Origin of the sequence: Pseudomonas sp. BMW13 (genome assembly GCF_013357275.1) — a bacterium.
GTDB classification, from domain to species: domain Bacteria; phylum Pseudomonadota; class Gammaproteobacteria; order Pseudomonadales; family Pseudomonadaceae; genus Aquipseudomonas; species Aquipseudomonas khazarica.
Genome location: NZ_SUKD01000015.1, coordinates 25623 through 43926, shown reverse-complemented (window position 1 = coordinate 43926; position 18304 = coordinate 25623). Strand labels below are relative to the sequence as shown.

Annotated in this window: 18 protein-coding genes, 2 tRNA genes and 1 pseudogene; 10 read left to right on the top strand and 11 right to left on the bottom strand. The window is 64.4% G+C overall.

Translation table 11 applies throughout. The annotated features are described in order from the left end of the window. Window positions 1–171 precede the first annotated feature (171 nt). The gene (locus E4487_RS12865) at window positions 172–1392 is read right to left on the bottom strand and encodes an EAL domain-containing protein (protein WP_175253529.1); all 1221 of its coding nucleotides are present in this window, start codon (window positions 1390–1392) and stop codon (window positions 172–174) included. A gap of 592 nt (window positions 1393–1984) precedes the next feature. On the opposite strand from E4487_RS12865, the gene E4487_RS12860 reads away from it, so the two are divergent. From E4487_RS12860 to E4487_RS12825, 8 genes are all read left to right on the top strand, one after another. After that, window positions 1985–2061: transfer RNA gene (locus tag E4487_RS12860), tRNA-Met, on the top strand. 115 nt (window positions 2062–2176) lie between these two features. Next, window positions 2177–2253, top strand: a tRNA-Met gene (locus E4487_RS12855). A gap of 134 nt (window positions 2254–2387) precedes the next feature. After that, a complete protein-coding gene (locus tag E4487_RS12850; RefSeq protein WP_047587813.1) occupies window positions 2388–2936 on the top strand; it encodes a cytochrome b in 549 nt (182 codons plus the stop codon). A 95-nt stretch (window positions 2937–3031) separates the two neighbouring features. Beyond that, a complete protein-coding gene (gene rimO / locus E4487_RS12845; RefSeq protein WP_037056882.1) occupies window positions 3032–4354 on the top strand; it encodes a 30S ribosomal protein S12 methylthiotransferase RimO in 1323 nt (440 codons plus the stop codon). A gap of 75 nt (window positions 4355–4429) precedes the next feature. Next, window positions 4430–5143: an rRNA pseudouridine synthase gene (locus E4487_RS12840; protein ID WP_037056883.1), complete on the top strand. Its 714-nt coding sequence runs from the start codon at window positions 4430–4432 to the stop codon at window positions 5141–5143. 43 nt (window positions 5144–5186) lie between these two features. Next, window positions 5187–5402 carry a hypothetical protein gene (locus E4487_RS12835; RefSeq protein WP_175253528.1) on the top strand — a complete coding sequence of 72 codons (216 nt, stop codon included), beginning with the start codon at window positions 5187–5189 and terminating at the stop codon, window positions 5400–5402. 10 nt (window positions 5403–5412) lie between these two features. Next, complete coding sequence (gene tsaA, locus E4487_RS12830) at window positions 5413–6111, top strand: tRNA (N6-threonylcarbamoyladenosine(37)-N6)-methyltransferase TrmO (RefSeq protein ID WP_175253527.1); 699 nt, start codon at window positions 5413–5415, stop codon at window positions 6109–6111. A gap of 97 nt (window positions 6112–6208) precedes the next feature. Continuing rightward, complete coding sequence (locus tag E4487_RS12825; protein ID WP_037056891.1) at window positions 6209–6982, top strand: SDR family oxidoreductase; 774 nt, start codon at window positions 6209–6211, stop codon at window positions 6980–6982. A 54-nt stretch (window positions 6983–7036) separates the two neighbouring features. On the opposite strand, the gene E4487_RS12820 is transcribed toward E4487_RS12825, so the two are convergent. Continuing rightward, complete coding sequence (locus E4487_RS12820; RefSeq protein ID WP_175253526.1) at window positions 7037–7339, bottom strand: putative quinol monooxygenase; 303 nt, start codon at window positions 7337–7339, stop codon at window positions 7037–7039. Between the two features lie 61 nt (window positions 7340–7400). Here E4487_RS12820 and E4487_RS12815 point away from each other — a divergent pair, with 61 nt between their 5' ends. Beyond that, window positions 7401–7814 carry a VOC family protein gene (locus E4487_RS12815; RefSeq protein ID WP_150609028.1) on the top strand — a complete coding sequence of 138 codons (414 nt, stop codon included), beginning with the start codon at window positions 7401–7403 and terminating at the stop codon, window positions 7812–7814. A gap of 23 nt (window positions 7815–7837) precedes the next feature. On the opposite strand, the gene E4487_RS24870 is transcribed toward E4487_RS12815, so the two are convergent. The 9 genes and pseudogenes from E4487_RS24870 to E4487_RS12775 all read right to left on the bottom strand — a co-directional run bounded on the left by E4487_RS24870 (window position 7838) and on the right by E4487_RS12775 (window position 16997). After that, on the bottom strand, window positions 7838–8701 hold the full coding sequence (locus tag E4487_RS24870) for a methyl-accepting chemotaxis protein (RefSeq protein ID WP_373921525.1): 864 nt from the start codon (window positions 8699–8701) through the stop codon (window positions 7838–7840). Then, window positions 8696–8881 (bottom strand): annotated as a pseudogene (locus E4487_RS24865) (HAMP domain-containing protein); the annotation flags it as partial. The pseudogene E4487_RS24865 and the gene E4487_RS24870, both read right to left, overlap by 6 nt. A 1225-nt stretch (window positions 8882–10106) precedes the next feature. After that, window positions 10107–11567, bottom strand: coding sequence for a sodium-dependent transporter (locus tag E4487_RS12805; RefSeq protein ID WP_047587824.1), 1461 nt, complete (start codon window positions 11565–11567; stop codon window positions 10107–10109). 91 nt (window positions 11568–11658) lie between these two features. After that, the gene (maiA, locus tag E4487_RS12800; RefSeq protein ID WP_037056904.1) at window positions 11659–12309 is read right to left on the bottom strand and encodes a maleylacetoacetate isomerase; all 651 of its coding nucleotides are present in this window, start codon (window positions 12307–12309) and stop codon (window positions 11659–11661) included. Between the two features lie 99 nt (window positions 12310–12408). Further along, window positions 12409–13395 carry a fumarylacetoacetate hydrolase family protein gene (locus E4487_RS12795; RefSeq protein WP_175253524.1) on the bottom strand — a complete coding sequence of 329 codons (987 nt, stop codon included), beginning with the start codon at window positions 13393–13395 and terminating at the stop codon, window positions 12409–12411. A gap of 78 nt (window positions 13396–13473) precedes the next feature. After that, window positions 13474–14613, bottom strand: a complete 1140-nt coding sequence (locus E4487_RS12790; RefSeq protein ID WP_175253523.1) for a homogentisate 1,2-dioxygenase — start codon at window positions 14611–14613, stop codon at window positions 13474–13476. Between the two features lie 4 nt (window positions 14614–14617). After that, complete coding sequence (gene hppD, locus E4487_RS12785) at window positions 14618–15703, bottom strand: 4-hydroxyphenylpyruvate dioxygenase (RefSeq protein ID WP_175253522.1); 1086 nt, start codon at window positions 15701–15703, stop codon at window positions 14618–14620. 233 nt (window positions 15704–15936) lie between these two features. Next, window positions 15937–16263, bottom strand: a complete 327-nt coding sequence (locus E4487_RS12780; protein ID WP_175253521.1) for an antibiotic biosynthesis monooxygenase — start codon at window positions 16261–16263, stop codon at window positions 15937–15939. Next, a complete protein-coding gene (locus E4487_RS12775) occupies window positions 16260–16997 on the bottom strand; it encodes a CTP synthase (protein WP_047587861.1) in 738 nt (245 codons plus the stop codon). Before E4487_RS12775 ends, E4487_RS12780 begins: the two co-directional genes overlap by 4 nt. Before the next feature lie 95 nt (window positions 16998–17092). Here E4487_RS12775 and E4487_RS12770 point away from each other — a divergent pair, with 95 nt between their 5' ends. Beyond that, complete coding sequence (locus tag E4487_RS12770) at window positions 17093–17956, top strand: LysR family transcriptional regulator (RefSeq protein ID WP_175253520.1); 864 nt, start codon at window positions 17093–17095, stop codon at window positions 17954–17956. The last annotated feature ends 348 nt before the right edge of the window (window positions 17957–18304 follow it).

Sequence of the window (18304 nt, the reverse complement as noted above, 5' to 3'; positions counted from 1 at the left end):
ATAAGGGTCACTCCAACCAACATGAACGCGCGCATTGAAACCCGAGGCGAACAGGCACCTTGATTCATATGACGACGAGCCATTCGACTTGCAGCACCATCAACTAGCAGCCTGCAAACTTGAACGTTGTGCAGGCGGTATCGCGCAGGATTTGCTAACTTCCAGAGGCGCTCATAACGACGAACTCCGAATAAAAAGAGGATGGCGTGACCAACTCGGCCACAACTGGGGAGCCTTGAATAGGTTCCCCTGCGCCCAGTTCGCGGAAGTTTCTCTGGCCAAGACGAGGTCTTCTTCGCTCTCGACTCCCTCGATAACAACATTGGGGGCGAACCGTGATGAAATACCGACCAGGTTACTAAGTACCTCTACGGATTGTTCACTTTCACGCGCCCGATGGAGATAACCCGCGTGAATCTTTATGATGTCCGGCTGAACGCGCCTGACGAAATCCAGCGTCGTGAATCCAGAACCGAAATCATCTATTGCGATCCTGCAGCCCAGCGTCTGCAGGCGTCGAACGAAATCAACAGCCGTCTCAGGATGGAGCATCGGCAGATACTCGGTAATTTCCACCGTCAGCCTGGACGCCAGATCAGGTCGCAGCGCCAGCAACTCCAGAATGGATATCCACCAGGCATCATCCACTGCACTGCTCGAAGATATGTTGCAGCCAAGCTTCACCTGAGGTTCCTGCCGCAACATGCCCAGCAGGCTCAGCACCACGCTGCGATCAAGACGACGAATCAAACCCAGCTTCTCGAGCGTGCTGATCGTGTCTTCCCCAGCAGTCGTTCTATGCGCCAGGTTCTCGACTGAACGCAGCAGGCCCTCCTCGTACAGCGTCTCCCCAGCCTCGCCAAGCGACACGATCGGCTGAAAGGCGAGCGCAAAATCCTGCCTGCCCAGGCCCCGGTAGAAGCAAGCCGCAAACTCCATGTCACTCTCATAGGAGAGGCGCCAGTCGGTGGAGCAATGCACCTCCGGCAACGGCATCGGTGCGGGCGGAGTTATCTGGTTGATTTCCGCAAGAGATGGAGCACCAAACAGATCGAGCGTGACAAAACCGACCGAGAGTACCGGGAATATCGGAGTACCCTCTATCTCAAAGGGTGGTGCGCTCAAGACCAACTGCCAGCGCTCGAGTTCCTGCTGGGCAAGGTTGTAACTGGTTGGAAAGCCCACATGCATGTGCATGAGAAAAGCGCCCTCACCCACCATGGAAATGATGGCGCCCCGACTATGCCCCCGAAACGAAATCTCCTTAACCAGCGCATGTACGAAATCGTCACCATAGACCGTGCGAACATGTTCGAGATTTCGCAACATGACGAAGATATGTGTAAACCCGGCAAAACCAGTCTCGATGCAAGTATCACCCAACTTTGACATACACGGCCTCCGTGGCTGCGCCGGTGTCTTCTCCCTTTGAAGTTCGACTCGTCATTACCACCCGCTGCAAACTTTCGCTCATACAGGGCAATACCTTCCACGGCCGGCAAAACATGAGTGGCGACACTCGATATTCAGCCAGGCATCACTAAAACTTGTTTCAGCTCACGGTAATTATTTTCAAATTCACCATCAATATCGAAAATCGAGAATCACCGTTAAACATTCTTGAACAAACGACCAGCGTTTGCGCCAAGTTTGACTTCGTACTGCGTTGAACGGGTTTGCTGCCCCACCGCGAGAGGACTTGGAGCCAGAAGCGCCTCGGCAAGGTTCTGGTGATCCGCACCGGCAAGCCACCTTTTGACTTCAGCGTCACCGGGGGCTGCCGACCGTAGACTGGGGGGCCCACGCATCGGGGTCGAGCAACCCCATGGATTCGCTGCGCAGCCCCCCCTCGCGGCCTTGCCCAGCCTGGCCTGGCCCCTGAAGTCCAACGAGCGTTTGACGCTAAGCATCTGAGTTGAAAACAGTTTTCTAGCAAATAGCGGTTGACAGGAAGATATCTGTCGGTAGAATGCCGACCCACAGACGCGGGATGGAGCAGTCTGGTAGCTCGTCGGGCTCATAACCCGAAGGTCGTAGGTTCAAATCCTGCTCCCGCAACCAGCTTCACGAAAAGGCCACTCAATGAGTGGCCTTTTTGCTTTGGCGAAAAATTAACTTTTTCGATCAAAAGCAACAAATCGATTGACAACGTTTCAAGCAAGCGTAGAATTGCCGGCGCGGGATGGAGCAGTCTGGTAGCTCGTCGGGCTCATAACCCGAAGGTCGTAGGTTCAAATCCTGCTCCCGCAACCACCTTCAGAAAAAGGCCACTCATCGAGTGGCCTTTTTCGTTTCCGGCATTGACCTCCCTCAGCTTCGCTTAAGGCAATCGGCCTATTCTTGGCGTACCTGCCACAGACGCAGGACATTGACCGAGGAAAGCCTGAATGAACTGGAAGAACACCCCACCACGCTATGGAAGCCTGTCCATCGGCCTGCACTGGCTGATGCTGATCCTGATCGCCGCCGTCTACGCCTGCATCGAACTCAAGGGCAACTTTCCCAAGGGCAGCGATACCCGCGAACTGCTCAAGCAATGGCACTTCATGCTCGGCCTCGGCGTTTTCGCTCTGGTCTGGCTGCGCCTGCTGGCCCGGGCCCTGGGCAGCACGCCGGCGATCGTACCGCCGCAGCCATCCTGGCAGGCACTGGCCGCCAAGCTGATGCACCTGGCGCTGTACGCCCTGATGATCGGCGCCCCGCTGGCCGGCTGGCTGATCCTCAGCGCCGCCGGCAAGCCCATCCCTTTCTTCGGCCTCGAGCTCCCCGCACTGATCGGCCCGGACAAGGCACTGGCCGGGCAGATCAAGGAGCTGCACGAGCTGGCCGGCACCGCCGGCTACTGGCTGATCGGCCTGCATGCCGTCGCGGGTCTGTACCATCACTATGTGATGCGCGACAACACCCTGACCCGCATGCTGCCCGGACGCAATTGAGGTGAAGACGCCTCTGGTCAAGCGCCCTGAGCGCCGCTAGAATTGCGCACTTTTTGATCAGAGGCGCCCGCAGGCGCCCGTAGAGGTTAGCCCGCATGTCCACCGCCACACCCAAAGTCGGTTTCGTCTCTCTTGGCTGCCCCAAGGCGACCGTCGACTCCGAACGCATCCTGACCCAGCTGCGCATGGAAGGTTACGAGATCGTGCCGACCTACCAGGATGCCGACGTGGTGGTGGTCAACACCTGCGGCTTCATCGATAGCGCCAAGGCCGAATCCCTGGATGCCATCGGCGAGGCGATCGCCGAGAACGGCAAGGTGATCGTCACCGGCTGCATGGGCGTGGCCGAGAACAGCATCCGTGACGTGCACCCCAGCGTGCTGGCCGTGACCGGCCCGCAGCAGTACGAGCAGGTGGTCAGTGCGGTGCACGAGGTGATTCCACCGAAGACCGAGCACAACCCGCTGATCGATCTGGTGCCGCCGCAGGGCATCAAGCTCACACCGCGTCATTATGCGTACCTGAAGATTTCCGAAGGCTGCAACCACAGCTGCAGCTTCTGCATCATCCCGTCGATGCGCGGCAAGCTGGTCAGCCGCCCGGTCGGTGACGTGCTCAGCGAAGCCGAGCGCCTGGTCAAGGCTGGCGTGAAGGAGCTGCTGGTGATCAGCCAGGACACCAGCGCCTACGGTGTGGACCTGAAGTACAAGCTGGACTTCTGGAACGGGCAGCCGGTCAAGACCCGCATGCTCGAACTGTGCGAGGCCCTGTCGGCCATGGGTGTATGGGTGCGCCTGCACTACGTCTACCCCTACCCCAACGTTGACGACGTGATCCCGCTGATGGCGGCCGGCAAGCTGTTGCCCTACCTCGACATTCCTTTCCAGCACGCCAGCCCGAAAGTGCTCAAGTCGATGAAGCGCCCGGCCTTCGAAGACAAGACCCTGGCCCGTATCAAGAAGTGGCGCGAGATCTGCCCCGAGCTGACCATCCGCTCCACCTTCATCGTCGGCTTCCCGGGCGAGACCGAGGAAGACTTCCAGTACCTGCTCGACTGGCTGAGCGAAGCCCAGCTCGACCGCGTCGGCTGCTTCCAGTACTCGCCGGTGGAAGGCGCCCCGGCCAACGACCTGGGCCTGGAGCCGGTGCCGGACGACGTCAAGCAGGAGCGCTGGGAGCGCTTCATGGCGCACCAGCAGGCCATCAGCTCGGCACGCCTGCAGGCCAAGATCGGCCTGGAGATGGACGTGCTGGTCGACGAAGTGGACGGCGAAGGCGCCGTCGCCCGTTCCTGGGCCGACGCTCCGGAGATCGACGGCAGCGTGTTCATCGACGCCACCAACGTGAAGCCCGGTGACAAGGTGCGCGTGCGCATCGTCGATGCCGATGAATACGACATGTGGGGCGAGCTGGTCTGAGCCTACTGCCTGCAAGCCCCGCTCCGGCGGGGCTTTTTCTTTCTATCTGTCCCCCCTCCCTGCCAGAGCCCTGCCATGAGCGAACCTACCCGCCTGTCCAAACGCGTCATCGAACTGTTCGGCTGCTCGCGCCGCGAAGCCGACCTGTACATCACCGGCGGCTGGGTCAGCGTCGACGGCCAGGTAATCGAGGCGCCGCAACACAAGGTGGACGAGCAGCAGCGGGTGGAACTGCTGCCCGGTGCCAGCCTCGATCCGGTCGACCCGGTCAGCCTGCTGCTACATGTGCCGGCCGGTAGCAGCGCCGCCGCACTGCAACACCAGCTCGGTGCCGCCCAGCACTGGGCGGACGACCCGCATGCCCAGCGCATCCTGCACGGTCACTTCCTGCGCCAGGAACAGAGCCTGCCGCTGCAGAACGGCGCCAGCGGCCTGGTAGTGCTCAGCCAGGACTGGCGTGCCCAGCGCAAGCTGCGCGAGGACGGCGCCAGACTGGAACAGGAATACCTGGTCGAGGTCAGCGGCGAGATGCCCGCCAACGGCCTGGAACGCCTGAAGAAAGGCCTGCTGCACAAGGGCGTGCAATACCCGCCGTGCAAGGCCAGCTGGCAGAGCGAGCAACGCCTGCGCTTCGCCCTGAAGAACCCGGCGCCGGATCTGCTGCGCACGCTGTGCACCGCGCTTGGCCTGCAGGTACGGGAGATGAAGCGCATCCGCATCGGCGGCGTGCCGATGGCCAAGCTGCCGCTCGGGCAGTGGCGCTACCTGGGCGACAAGGAACGCTTCTGAGGCCGTGTTAGGCTGTGCCCATCACGCTCTGGAGACCACCATCATGCGTACCCTGCTCCTCATCGCCCTGCTCGCCCTGCTCGCCCTGAGCCTGCCCGGCTTCGCTGCGCCAGCGCCGTTCTTCCTCTGGCAGAGCAAGAGCGACGGCCACCTGACCTGCGCCCAGACCAGCCCGGGCGAAGGCTGGATCCGCTTCACCGGGCCGTTCCGCGATGCGGGCTGCCGGGTGGCATACGACGCCCCGGTCAGCAGGCGCTGAGAGTCGGGCCATGCAGCATCTGGTTTCCCCGGTCGGTATCGTCCACTCCTGCTTCAAGGAAAAGTTTGCCATCCCGCGCCAACCGCATCTGGCCCCCGCTGCGCGCGGCGTGCTGGAGCTGCTGCCGCCCTTCGATCAGGGTGATGCCGTGCAGGGGCTGGAACAGGTCAGCCATGTCTGGCTGCTGTTTCTCTTTCACCAGGCACTGGAAGACAAGCCGCGCCTGAAGGTGCGCCCACCGCGCCTGGGCGGCAACCAGTCGGTGGGCGTGTTCAGCACCCGCGCCACCCACCGCCCGAATGGTATCGGTCAGTCGGTGGTGCGCCTGGAACGGGTCGAACCAGGGCGCCTGCACCTGTCCGGCATCGACCTGCTCGACGGCACACCGGTGCTGGATATCAAGCCCTACGTGCCCTACGCCGACAGCGTGGCCGAGGCGCACAACGGCATGGCCGACGCGCCACCGCCACTGATTCCGGTGGACTGGCAGGACGCCGCCCTGCGGCAGGCACAGCAGCATGCCCTGCGCCTTGGCGAACCCCTGGTGCAGCTGATCGAACAGTGCCTGGCCCAGGACCCGCGCCCGGCCTACCAGCAACCCCAGCCGGACCGGCGCTACGGCGCGCGCTTCTGGGACCTGGACGTGCACTGGCACTACCCGGAGCCGGGGCGAATTCGGGTACTCGATGTGCAGACGGCCGCCACCTGATCAGACACATGAGCAGGCATTTCGGTTGGCAATGATGCCTGCTTTACCTGCTGCAACGCCCTAGGGTGAAGGCCTCAATATCCTGCGAGGCCTTTTCATGCATCCGTACTTTTCTCTTGCCGGGCGTACCGCCCTGGTCACCGGCGGCACCCGCGGCATCGGCCTGATGATCGCCAAGGCCTTCGTCGAAGCCGGCGCCCATGTCTATGTCTGCGCACGTGACGGCGAGGCCTGCGCACAGACCGCCGCCGAGCTGTCGCAGCTCGGCCAGTGCACCGGCATCGCCGCCAACCTGGCCAGCGAAGAAGGCGTGCAGGCGCTGGCGCGGGAGCTGGGCGAACGCATCCAGCGTCTGGATATCCTGGTCAACAATGCCGGCACCACCTGGGGCGCGCCGCTGGAGAGCTACCCGGCCAAGGGCTGGGAGAAGGTCATGCAGCTCAACGTTACCTCGGTGTTCGGCTGCATCCAGCAGATGCTGCCCCTGCTGCGCGAGGCTGGCTCGGCAGCGTGCCCGGCGCGGGTGATCAACATCGGTTCGGTGGCCGGCATCAGCGCCATGGGCGAACAGGCCTATGCCTACGGACCGAGCAAGGCCGCCCTGCATCAGCTGTCACGCATGCTGGCCAAGGAACTGGTGAGCGAGCATATCAACGTCAACGTGATCGCTCCGGGGCGCTTCCCGAGCAAGATGACCCGCTTCATCGCCGAGGATGAAGCCGCCCTGGCCGCCGATACCGCCGTGATTCCGATGCAGCGCTGGGGCCGTGAGGAAGAGATGGCCGCCCTGGCCCTGACCCTGGCCGGCAGCGCAGGTGCCTACATGACCGGTACGGTCATCCCCATCGACGGCGGATTTCACCTGGGCTGAAGGCTGTGCCGGCGGTCGCGCTGCGCATCACGCCCGCGGCTGGCCGTGCGCCCTTCAGCGCGACGGATTGAGCGCCAGCATATCGGCCTCGATAGCGTCCTGACGCTCGATCAGTGGCTCCACCAGCGGGCGGCTGGCCAGGAAATGCGCAGTGTGCGTATGTGCCTGGAAAGCCGCCTCGTCGACATACACCTCGTACAGCCAGACCAGATCGGGATCGCTGCGGTCACGCATCAGGTCGAAGGTCAGGCAGCCCGGCTCATCACGCACCGAGGCGGCGGCGTTGACCTGCATGGCAGACATGAACGTGTCGAACCGGCCAGGCTTGAGTCTGGTCTTGAGCAATAGCACGTACACTGCACCCTCCAATATGTTTTATATTTGAATAATTATTGTATACATAACGGAGTGCAAAGAAATGCTCGAACGCCCGTCCCGCCTCAATGGCCTGCGCCACCTGGCCCTGCTGGTACCCAACCTGGAAGCCTGCGAGCGTTTCTATGTGGATGTGCTGGGCATGCAACTGCTGCATCGCGCCAACGAGGACCTGGTCTACCTGACCTGTGGCAACGACAACCTTTCGCTCGGCCGCGCCTACGCCGAGAGCCATGGCGTGCCGCTGGTCGATCATTACGGGTTCATCGTCGACAGCGTCGAGGAGCTGGATGCCTGGTACCACTACCTCAAGGCCTGCGGCGTGACGCTGCTGGACAGCCCGTTCGAGCATGGCGACGGCGCGCGCAGCTTTCACCTGCTGGACCCTGCCGGCAACAAGGTCCAGCCGCTCTATCACCCGGCGATATCGGGCCAGCGCTTCAGCCCGGCTGCCTGATCAGGCAGCCGCAAGCGGGTCACTCAGGTACGGAACTGCCCGACCAGGCCCTGCAGTTCCACGCCCAGACGCGCCAGCTCGGCACTGGAGGAAGCGGTCTGCTCGGTCGCCGTGGCGCTCTGCTCGCCGATGTCGCGCACCCGGGTGACGCTCTCGTTGATCGCCTCGGCCACCGCGCTCTGCTCTTCGGCAGCCGCGGCGATCTGCTGGTTCATCTGCTCGATGGTGCTGACCGCCTGCGTGATGCGCCCCAGGGCATCCCCCGCCTCGCCGGCCAGCTCCACGGTGCGGCGGGTCAGGTCGCGGCTGCTGTCCATCTGCTGCACGGCGTCCTTGGCCATGCGCTGCAGGCTGGCGATCAGGGTCTCGATTTCCTCGGTGCTGTCCTGCGCACGCTTGGCCAGCGCCCGTACCTCATCGGCGACCACCGCGAAGCCGCGCCCCTGCTCGCCGGCACGCGCCGCCTCGATGGCGGCATTGAGCGCCAGCAGGTTGGTCTGCTCGGCGACGTTGCGGATCACTTCCAGCACGCTGCCGATGCGTGCGCTCTCCTTGTTCAGCGCGGCGATGGCCTCAGCGGAGTGCTCCACTTCACCGGCCAGGCTGTCGATCTGCTCGACGGCCTGCTGCACCACGCGATTGCCCTGCTGCGCCTCCAGGTCCGCGTCACGCGCGGCCAGCGAAGCCTGCTCGGCGTTCTGCGCCACTTCCTGCACGGTGGCGGCCATCTGGTGCATGGCCGTGGCGGTCTGCTCGGTTTCCAGCTTCTGCGTCTGCACACCGGCGCTGGTCTGCGCGGTGATCGCCGACAGCTGATCGGCCGCTGCAGCGATCTGCCCGACGCCACCGCCGATGCGGCCCACCAGGTTGCGCAGGCTCAGGGTCATGTCCTGCATCGCCGCGAGCAGTTGCCCGACCTCGTCGCGGCGGTCCTGCGGGATGTCCTGGCTGAGATCACCGGAGGCGATACGCTGGGCGAAGCTCACGCTCTGGCGCAGCGGGCCGACGATCAGGCGGGTGATCAGCAAAGCGGCACAGATACCCAGCACGATGGCCGCAGCGCCCATGACGCCGAGCATCAGCAAGGCGCGCTGGCTGCCACCGAGCATGCTCTGCTCAGCGCTGACCTGGGCCGAGTCCGCCAGGTCGACCACCGAGCGCGCGCGCTCGATCATGGCCTTCTCAGTCGTATGGTTCTGTTCGCGCAGCTGCTGGTAGTAGAGGAAGGAGCGCTGGTACAGGGTCAGTGCCTGCAAGGCGGTATCGATGGCCGCCTTCTGATCGTCGTTGAGCCAGACGGTGAGGCTGCGGGCGACGGTCTGCAGGTCTTCGCTGACGTACTCCCACTCTTCCAGCGCCTTGGGTGAGCCGTCGATGATGTAGAGGCTTTCCTGGCCGCGCAGATCGAGCATGCGCTTGCTCAGGCCGGAGGCGGTTTCCGCCAGGGTCAGCGGATCGCTGCCGCGCAGCCGGTCACCTTGCAGGCGCAGTTCGCGCACGGCGTCATACATGTCCAGTTCGATCACTTCGAACTGGTCGCGCGCCTCGGCGGCAGCGGTGCGCATGTCCTGGCGGGCTTCGCGCGCCTTGCCCTGCTGCTCGACGTAGTTGTCGAACTGCTTGAGGTATTCGGCGGTGGCCTGCTGCATGGTCTGTACGCGGCTGCTTTCCACGCTCTGCTGCGCCAGTTGCTCGAGCATACCCTGCACCTTGCGCAGGCTCTCGCGCACACGCTCGGCGCTCTCCGGGCTCTGCTCGATGGCGAAGTTGCGCTCCAGACGACGCGCCTGGAGGATTTCCTGATTGACCTGCGCCAGCTGGCCGACCTGCGCGTGCCCCTGGAGCACCGCCTGGACGGCGAGATAACCACTGCCGGTCATGGCGGCGGTGAGCAGCAGCACGAGGCCGAAACCGATGAGGAGTTTCTTGCCCACGGCAAGGTTGGCAAACAGACGCGCGGCAGGCTTGAACATATGGGGGTCGCTCCAGTTCTTCTTATTGCAGCCGCACCTCGTGGGTGCGACCTGATCGACTGAACAGGCAACTGCTGTGCCATGCCGAGAACAACGTATCGGCAGGTACCTGGCACCGCTTGAGTGCTGGCAATTGGCCAAACGCACAGTCTGAGGATAGCCACTGCCCGCTCGCCGGCAGGCGCATTTCGGCAAATATCCGCTTACTGGCGCCGTATAACTGGCGACTTCCCGCCCCCTGCCGCGCGCCATGCGGCAAATGAAAAAGGCGCAGCTCCATCAGAAGCTGCGCCTTGGCTGACACCCTGCCTGTCCGTGTTCAGCGGCCGGCAAGCACCGGCATCACGCGTGGACGCAATACCTCACCCACCACGGCCAGAGCGCCGATGGCACCGGCGATCCAGTACCACTGCGCGACCGGGTCGAACAGCAGCCAGCCCAGCGCATGCAGGAACACCACCATGATCAGCACGGGGCTGACGTAGCGCACCATGAACAGCCACAGCGCATAGCCGGCCGGCGGCAGGTCGAGCTCATCGCGCATGATCTCGCCACGCAGCGCATAGCCCGCGAGAATCACCATGAAGATACCGCCCAGGGGCATCATCCAGCGCGAGGTCAGGTAGTCCAGCCAGTCGAAGAAGTTCTTGCCCAGCGGCGTCCAGCCGGACAGCAGGTTGAACGACAGCATCGCCAGCAGGCTGATCAGCAGCAGCACCGCCCCGGACACCATCGCGGCACGCAGGCGACTGACGCCGTGCTTCTCGTTCAGGTAGGCCACGGTGGCCTCGATCATGGAGATCGCCGAGGTCAGCGCAGCGATCGACACCATGGCGAAGAACAGCACGCCGAAGGCTGTGCCGAACGGCATCTGCTGGAACGCCAGCGGCAGGCTCATGAAGATCAGCCCCGGGCCCGCGCTCGGGCTCATGCCGTTGGCGAAGATGATCGGGAAGATCGCCAGGCCGGCGAGCAGCGCCACGCAGGTGTCGCAGATGGCCACCATGAAGGTGGTGCGGGCGATGGACTGGCCGTCGGGGATGTAGGAGCCGTAGGTGAGGATCGCCCCGGAGGCCAGGCTCAGGGTGAAGAAGGCATGGCCCAGCGCCGCCAGCAGCGCTTCGCCCGTGATCTTCGAGGCATCGAAATGGAACAGGAAGCCGAAGCCGGCGCTGAAGCTGCCGCTGGTCAGGGCATAGCCGACCAGCACGATGAGCATCAGGGCCAGGCCCGGCATCATCCAGCGCACCGCATTCTCGATGCCCTTCTGCACGCCCTTGGCCACGATCCACAGGGTCAGCAGCGCCACCAGCACGCTCCAGCCACCCAGCTGCCAGGGGTTGGCGTTATGCGCCTCGAACACCCCACCGAGCGCTTCCACGCTGGTGGCCGCCAGGGAGCCGTCGAGCATCTTCCAGGTGTAGGCGAAGGCCCAGCCGGCGACGACCACGTAGAAACACAGGATCATGAAGCCGGCGAGCATGGACATGCCGCCGACGGCCTTCCACAGCGGGCTGCCGTTGTTCTCGCGCACCACGCGGCCGATGGCGTCGATGGGGCTGCCACGGCCACGCCGGCCGATGGCGATCTCGGTCATCATCACCGGAATGCCGATGGCCAGGATGCACGCCAGGTACATCAGCACGAAGGCACCGCCGCCGTACTCACCGGTGATATAGGGGAATTTCCAGATATTGCCCAGGCCGACGGCCGAGCCGGTTGCTGCGAGGATGAAGCCCCAGCGCGAGAGCCAGAGATTCTTCGGTTTTTCACGAGTCATGCGTCACCTGTTTGTTTTTATCTGTGACGGGATCGGACCCGCCGTGCTTGTGGCACGGCGGAATGCAAGGCTTGGATGAAAGCCGGAGGTGTCACTGAGCGTCGGGCTGCACCTCCGGGGCGGCCAGTCGGAAGGCCTCCAGGGGTTCGCAGCGCGCCGCCATGGCGACAATGCGTGGGTACGCGGCAAGGTCACAGTTAAAACGCCGCGCATTATACAGCTGCGGGATCAGACAGGCTTCCAGATAACCCGGATGCGCGCCGAGCGACAGGCGCCCGTCGAACGGCGCCAGCCCTTCCTCCACCGCGGCCAGGCCCAGCGCGACCCAGTGCCGGTACCAGGCGTTCTTCGCCGCGTCGTCGGCGCCCAGCTGGTTGCCCAGGTATTGCAGCACGCGCAGGTTGTTCAGCGGATGCACGTCGCAGGCGATGTGCAGGGCCAGCGCCCTGACCTGCGCACGTTCGGCCGGATCGGCGGGCAACAGCGAGGGTACCGGGAAGATCTCTTCCAGGTACTCGAGGATCGCCAGCGACTGGGCGATGCGCACGCCACCATTCTGTTCGTCGACCAGCAGCGGCAGCAGGCCTTGCGGGTTCAGTGCGCGGTATTCGGCGGCATGCTGCTCGCCACCGTCACGCAGCAGGTGCACCGGCAACTGCTGATAGGCCAGGCCCTTGAGATTGAGGGCGATACGCACGCGGTAGGCGGCGCTGGAGCGCCAGTAGCCATAGAGTTTCAACATTGCGAATTCCTTTCGAAACGCAACCTGCGTGGGAGCGGCTGCAGCCGCGATTCAACCGAACATCGCGGCGAAAGCCGCTCCTGCAGTCGCGCCGACGGATCAGCGGGCGTCGTAACGCTCCACCACCTGATCGATGGCACCGAAGATGCTCTGGCCGCTGGCGTCGAACATCTCGATACGTACCCGGTCACCGAAGGCCAGGAAAGGCGTCTTCGCCTCGCCCTGCTCGACGATCTCCAGCATGCGTTTTTCCGCCAGGCAGGAAGAACCGGCGCTGCGGTCGTAGTTCGACACGGTGCCCGAGCCGATGATGCTGCCGGCCCCCAGCGGACGGGTCTTGGCGGCATGGGCGACCAGGGTCGGGAAGTTGAAGGTCATGTCCACGCCGGCGTTCGGCTGGCCGAACAGCGCGTCGTTGATGTGCGACACCAGCGGCCGATGCACCTTGCCATCCCTCCAGCTGTCGCCCAGTTCGTCCGGGGTCACGGCCACCGGCGAGAAGCTCGACGACGGCTTGCTCTGGTAGAAACCGAAGCCCTTGGCCAGTTCGCCGGGGATCAGGTTGCGCAGCGACACGTCGTTGACCAGCATCAGCAGGCGGATGTGGCCCGCCGCTTCGGCCGGCGTGGCACCCATCGGCACGTCGTCGGTGACCACCGCCAGTTCGGCCTCCAGATCGATGCCCCAGGCTGCGTCGGCCAGGCGAATCGGGCTGTGCGGTGGGATGAAGGCATCGGCACCGCCCTGGTACATCAGCGGGTCATGCCAGAAGCTTTCCGGCATCTCGGCGCCGCGGGCCTTGCGTACCAGCTCCACGTGATTGACGTAGGCACTGCCATCGGCCCAGTGGTAGGCACGCGGCAGCGGGCTGTGACAGGCCGCCTGGTCGAAGGCGAAGGCGCCCTCCTCCATACCGTCGTTGAGACGCTGATAGACCGCCTCCAGCCTGGGCCGCAGCGCGTTCCAGTCGTCCAGTGCGGCCTGCAGGGTGGCGGCGACCTGCGGCACGCGCACAGCGCGGCTCAGGTCACGGGAGACCACGACGAGAACACCGTCGCGACCCTGATTCAGTGATGCGAGTTTCATGCTTGCTACCTATTCGTCTGTTGGCGTGCGGGCAGCCCCGCTCCCTCTCGTGGGAGCGGGGCGATCGATGCCCGCCCCTTAACCCTGGGTACCCGGCGCGCGCCAGGAATTGACGTACTCGGGCACGTCCACGGCTGCGGCGGCCTCGCCCACCTCCAGCGCACGACGGGTGTCGATCATCACCGCCACCTCGTCGATGAAGGTCGCCGGATCGACCTGGCTTTTCTTCAGCGCCTTGGGATGCGGGCCATGGGGGAAGCCGCACGGGTGCAGCGTGACCATGCCCTGCTCGATGTTGTCGCGGCTGAAGAAGTTGCCACGGTGGTAGAACAGCACCTCGTCGTAGTCGTCGTTGTTGTGGAAGAACGGCACCTTGAGCGCGCCCGCATCGGACTCCACCGGGCGTGGGGTGAAGGTGCAGATCACGAAACCGTTGGCCACGAAGGTGGTGTGCACCGACGGAGGCAGGTGGTAGCGATGGCTGATCAGCGGGCGTATGTCGCGCCAGTTGAGACGCACCACGGTGTTGTCGCCATGCCAGCCGACCACGTCCAGCGGGTTGTAGGGATAGGTCACGGTACTGATCTGGTCGCGCCGCTTGATGCGGATCTGCCAGGTGTTCTCGTCCTGCTGCGCCTTGAAGGCATCGTCGATGTGCGGATGCTCCAGCACCGCCGGGTCGAAGATCGCCTGCGGGCCGAGCAGGCCCTTGTCCGGCAGCTGGTAGGCACCGTCGGTGTTCTCGATCAGCAGGAAGTAGCTCGGCGTGCTCGCCTCGATGCGCCAGGCGGTACCGCGCGGGATCAGCAGGTAATCGCCGTCACGGTACGGCAGATGGCCGAAGTCGCAATACAGGTGCCCGGCCCCTTCATGGACGAACAGCAGCTCGTCGCCATCGGCGTTGCGCACCAGGTGGCGCATGGCGCCGTGGGTACGCCAGACGCGCAACTTGACGTCGGCATTGTGCAGGGTCAGCGGCGCAGCCAGCGGGCAGTCTCGCTCGCAGGGCACCTCGTTGAAGTCGAAGGCGTGCGGGCGCAGCGGCCCTTCCCAGTCGATCCAGCCCGTCGGCGCATGCTTGTGATGCAGGTGTGCGGTGGGGCCGAAGAACCCCTCGCGGCCCATCTCGCGCTCGTAGGTGTCCTGCGGCAGGTCGCAATGCGCCTGCCGCGAACAATCACCCTCACGCAGGGGAAAGCTGATCCATTTGCGGCTCATGGGATCACTCCTCGGCCTTGATCACGCCGCGCCGCAGCTGGTCCTCTTCGATGGATTCGAACAGCGCCTTGAAGTTGCCCTCGCCGAAGCCCTGGTTACCCTTGCGCTGGATGATCTCGAAGAAGATCGGGCCGATCACCGTGTTGGTGAAGATCTGCAGCAGGATGCCGTCATCGCCCGGTGCGCCATCGATCAGCAGGTTCAGCTCGCGCAGCTGGTCCAGTGGCTCGCCATGACCGGCGACGCGGCTGTCGACCTTCTCGTAGTAGGTCTCCGGGGTGGTCATGAAGTCCACGCCATTGGCGCGCAGCTGGCGCACGGTGGCGTAGATGTCGTCGGTGCTCAGGGCGATGTGCTGGATACCCTCGCCATGGTATTCGCGGATGAATTCCTCGATCTGCGACTTGTCGTCGGCCGACTCGTTGATCGGGATGCGGATCTTGCCGCAAGGCGCGGTCATGGCGCGGGAGAACAGGCCGGTGAGCTTGCCCTCGATATCGAAGTAGCGAATCTCGCGGAAGTTGGCGATGCGCTCGTAGAAGCCGGACCACACGTCCATCTGGCCGCGACGCACGTTGTGGGTCAGGTGGTCGATGCACTGCAGGCCGACAGCATTGTCGTTGGGGCTACGGCCTTCGATGTACTCGAAGTCGACGTCGTAGATGTTCTTGTCGCCATAGCGATCCACGAGGTACAGCAAGGAGCCGCCGATACCCTCGACACAGGGGATGTTCAGTTCGCCGAAGTTGGCGTGACTGCCGACCAGCGTGGCGCCCTGCTGCTCGACGTAGGTAGCCGCCTGAGCCGCATTCTTCACGCGGAACGCCATGGCGCAGGCACTCGGCCCGTGTTTCTCGCCGAAGGCACGGACATGGCCGGTAGGGCTGCCATTGAGGACGATGTTGATGTCGTTCTGCTGGAACAGCCAGACTTCCTTCGAACGATGCTTGGCGGTTTCGGTAAAGCCCATGGCCGTGAACAACTGACGCAGTTGCTCGATGCCTTCGGCGCTCGGCGCGGTGAATTCGACGAACTCGAAACCGTCGGTCCCGATGGGGTTGTGCTGCTCGATCTTGGCCACGGCGTTCATTCTGCCTCCTGATTGTCATTGTTATGGCAAGCGCACGAATGCGTTGCGGACAACCTCATGACAACCGAGCGCAGAGCCGCTCTCAAGATGGCTTGCGGCATCTCGCCGCGGTGGCCGGGTGCAGCAATGGCAATTATTCCTTACAGCCCTGAAAACCTGGCGGGCGGAGCATCCACAGCCCCGTAAAACGTAAGCTTTTCTTTACAGCCTGGCGAGTGGGCTTGCCGCGGCCGTCAGTCCGGGCGCGCGAAAGCGTAGGCGCGCTCCACCTTGGCCACGCGCGTGACGAAAGCCGTGTACCAGGTGCTGCGTCCATGCTCGCGGACCTGCGTGTGTTCGGCATGCTCGCGCCAGGCGCGAATGGCCTCCTCGCTCTGCCAGTACGACAGGGTGATCCCCAGCCCGTCGCTGCGCGCCGACTCCACGCCGAGAAAGCCAGGTTGCCGGGCGGCCAGTTCGAGCATGCGCTGCGCCGCCTCGGCGTAGCCGGCATCGACCGGCGTCCGCTGCGAGGTGAACATCACCACGTAATAGGGAGGCTCCGGCGTGGCCGCGATCACGAAGCCTGCTCCAGATGGGCCTCGTGCACCGATTGCACCGCGCAGGCCCCGACCAGCCCGGCCACCAGCGGCGGCAGGCGACCTTGCAGTGCGGCCCGCTCGGGCTGGAACAGGGTCGCGATGAAGAACGGATGGTCCTCCAGCTCGATGGCGCGCACCGCACCCGCCTCGTCATGCCCGGAGGCCTTCAGCGCCTGCGCCATCAGTGGCTCGACGAAAGCATCGACCAGGCCATAACGGCACAGGTACTGCTCGCTGATTTCGCGCACACCGTACAGCTCGGCGATACGCGATCCCGAAACCAGGTGCACACGCTCGCTGACATCCTGCAGGGCACAGGCCAGCGGCGCGATCAACGGCGTCTGCGCCTGCGGCGACAGCTCGGCGTGTTCGGCATCCGCCCAGCCCAGGCGATTGCGCGCGTATTCGAGCAGCGCATGCTGGAAACCGCCGCAGGTGCCGAGGAACGGTACGCCCTGCTCACGGGCGAAGCGGATCGCACGCAATGCCCCGTCGGCACTGACATAGGGGCTGCCCGGTACGCACCAGATGCCGTCATAGGCCATCAGGGCCGCATCGTCGACGATGCTGTCGGTGCCCAGCCAGTCGTGTTCGACCGCCACGCCCAGGGCTTCGGCAGCTAGCCGCAGCGCCTCGGGAATGGCCCGGTGCGCGGTGATCGCCGCATTGAATTCACCCACCAGGGCGACCCTGACTCGACACTTGCTGTACATGCGCATCTCCCCCTCTTGCATGGCGGTTTACCTGCCACTATAAGAGGGCGCTTACGCAATAATAATTGGCAAACTGACAAGCAGGAATTGCAGCGATGCAATATCAGATCGACCACGCCGACCTTTCCCTGGTACTCGCCCTGGTGCGTGGCCGCTCCCTGGCCCGTGCCGCCGAACTGCTGCAGGTGGACGTCTCGACGGTGTTTCGCGCCGTACGGCGGCTGGAGGCCGCACTGGGCGTGGCGCTGTTCGAGAAAAGCCGGCGCGGCTACGAGCCCAGCGAGACCGCGCGGGCCCTGGCCGAGCAGGCCGAGCACGCCGAACAGGCACTGGACGCCGCCCGCGTGGCCCTGGAACAGGGCAAGCACGTGGTCAGCGGCACGGTGCGCCTGACCTGCACCGACGCGGTCCTGAGCAGCCTGCTGCTGCCGGCACTGGCGCGCTTCATGCCCAACTACCCGGCGCTGTCGCTGGAGCTGGTGACCTCCAACGACTTCGCCAACCTGAGCAGGCGCGATGCCGACCTGGCGCTGCGCCTGACCAACCAGCCACCGGAGCACCTGGTTGGCCGGCGGCTGGCGCAGGTGTCCTACGTGGTCTGCGCACGTGACGACCGGCAGGACCGCAGCGACCTGGCGCGGCAGAGCTGGATCGCCCCGGACGAGTCGATGCCGGACCACACCACCGTGCTCTGGCGCCTGCGCGAATTGCCGGGGGTCATGCCCAGCTACCGCTGCAGCAGCATGTACGCCGTGTCTCAGCTGACCCGTGCCGGGCTCGGCGTTGCCGCCCTGCCCGACTTCGTCCTGCGCAGCCAGCCCGACCTGCGGGCGCTCAGCGAACCCCTGGCCGGCTGCGACACCGAACTCTGGCTGCTGACCCGCCCCGACTGCCGCGCCTTGCGCTCGGTGCAGACGCTGTTCGAGGAACTGGGCAAGGCGCTGAAGACCAGCGCCTGAGACAAGCACTCGCAGATACCCGCCTCACGGCCCCCCACGTGGGAGGGGCTTCAGCCGCGACAGGCCAGTGCCCGCGGGTATCTGCCTGCACAGCGCCCCGGATTGCATCCGGGCTACGAAGCGGTAGCCCGGATGCAATCTGCGGGGACCGGGTGTGCAAAAGAGCATCGCGGCTGAAGCCGCTCCTACGACGCTACTGAACGAAACAGAGCAGCCGGACACCCCACGTGGGAGGGGATTCAGCCGCGACAGGCCAGCGCCCGCGGGTATCCGCCTGCACGGCGCCCCGGATTGCATCCGGGCTACCTGATTCGAGCCGCGCTGTAGCCCGGATGAAATCCGGGGCCT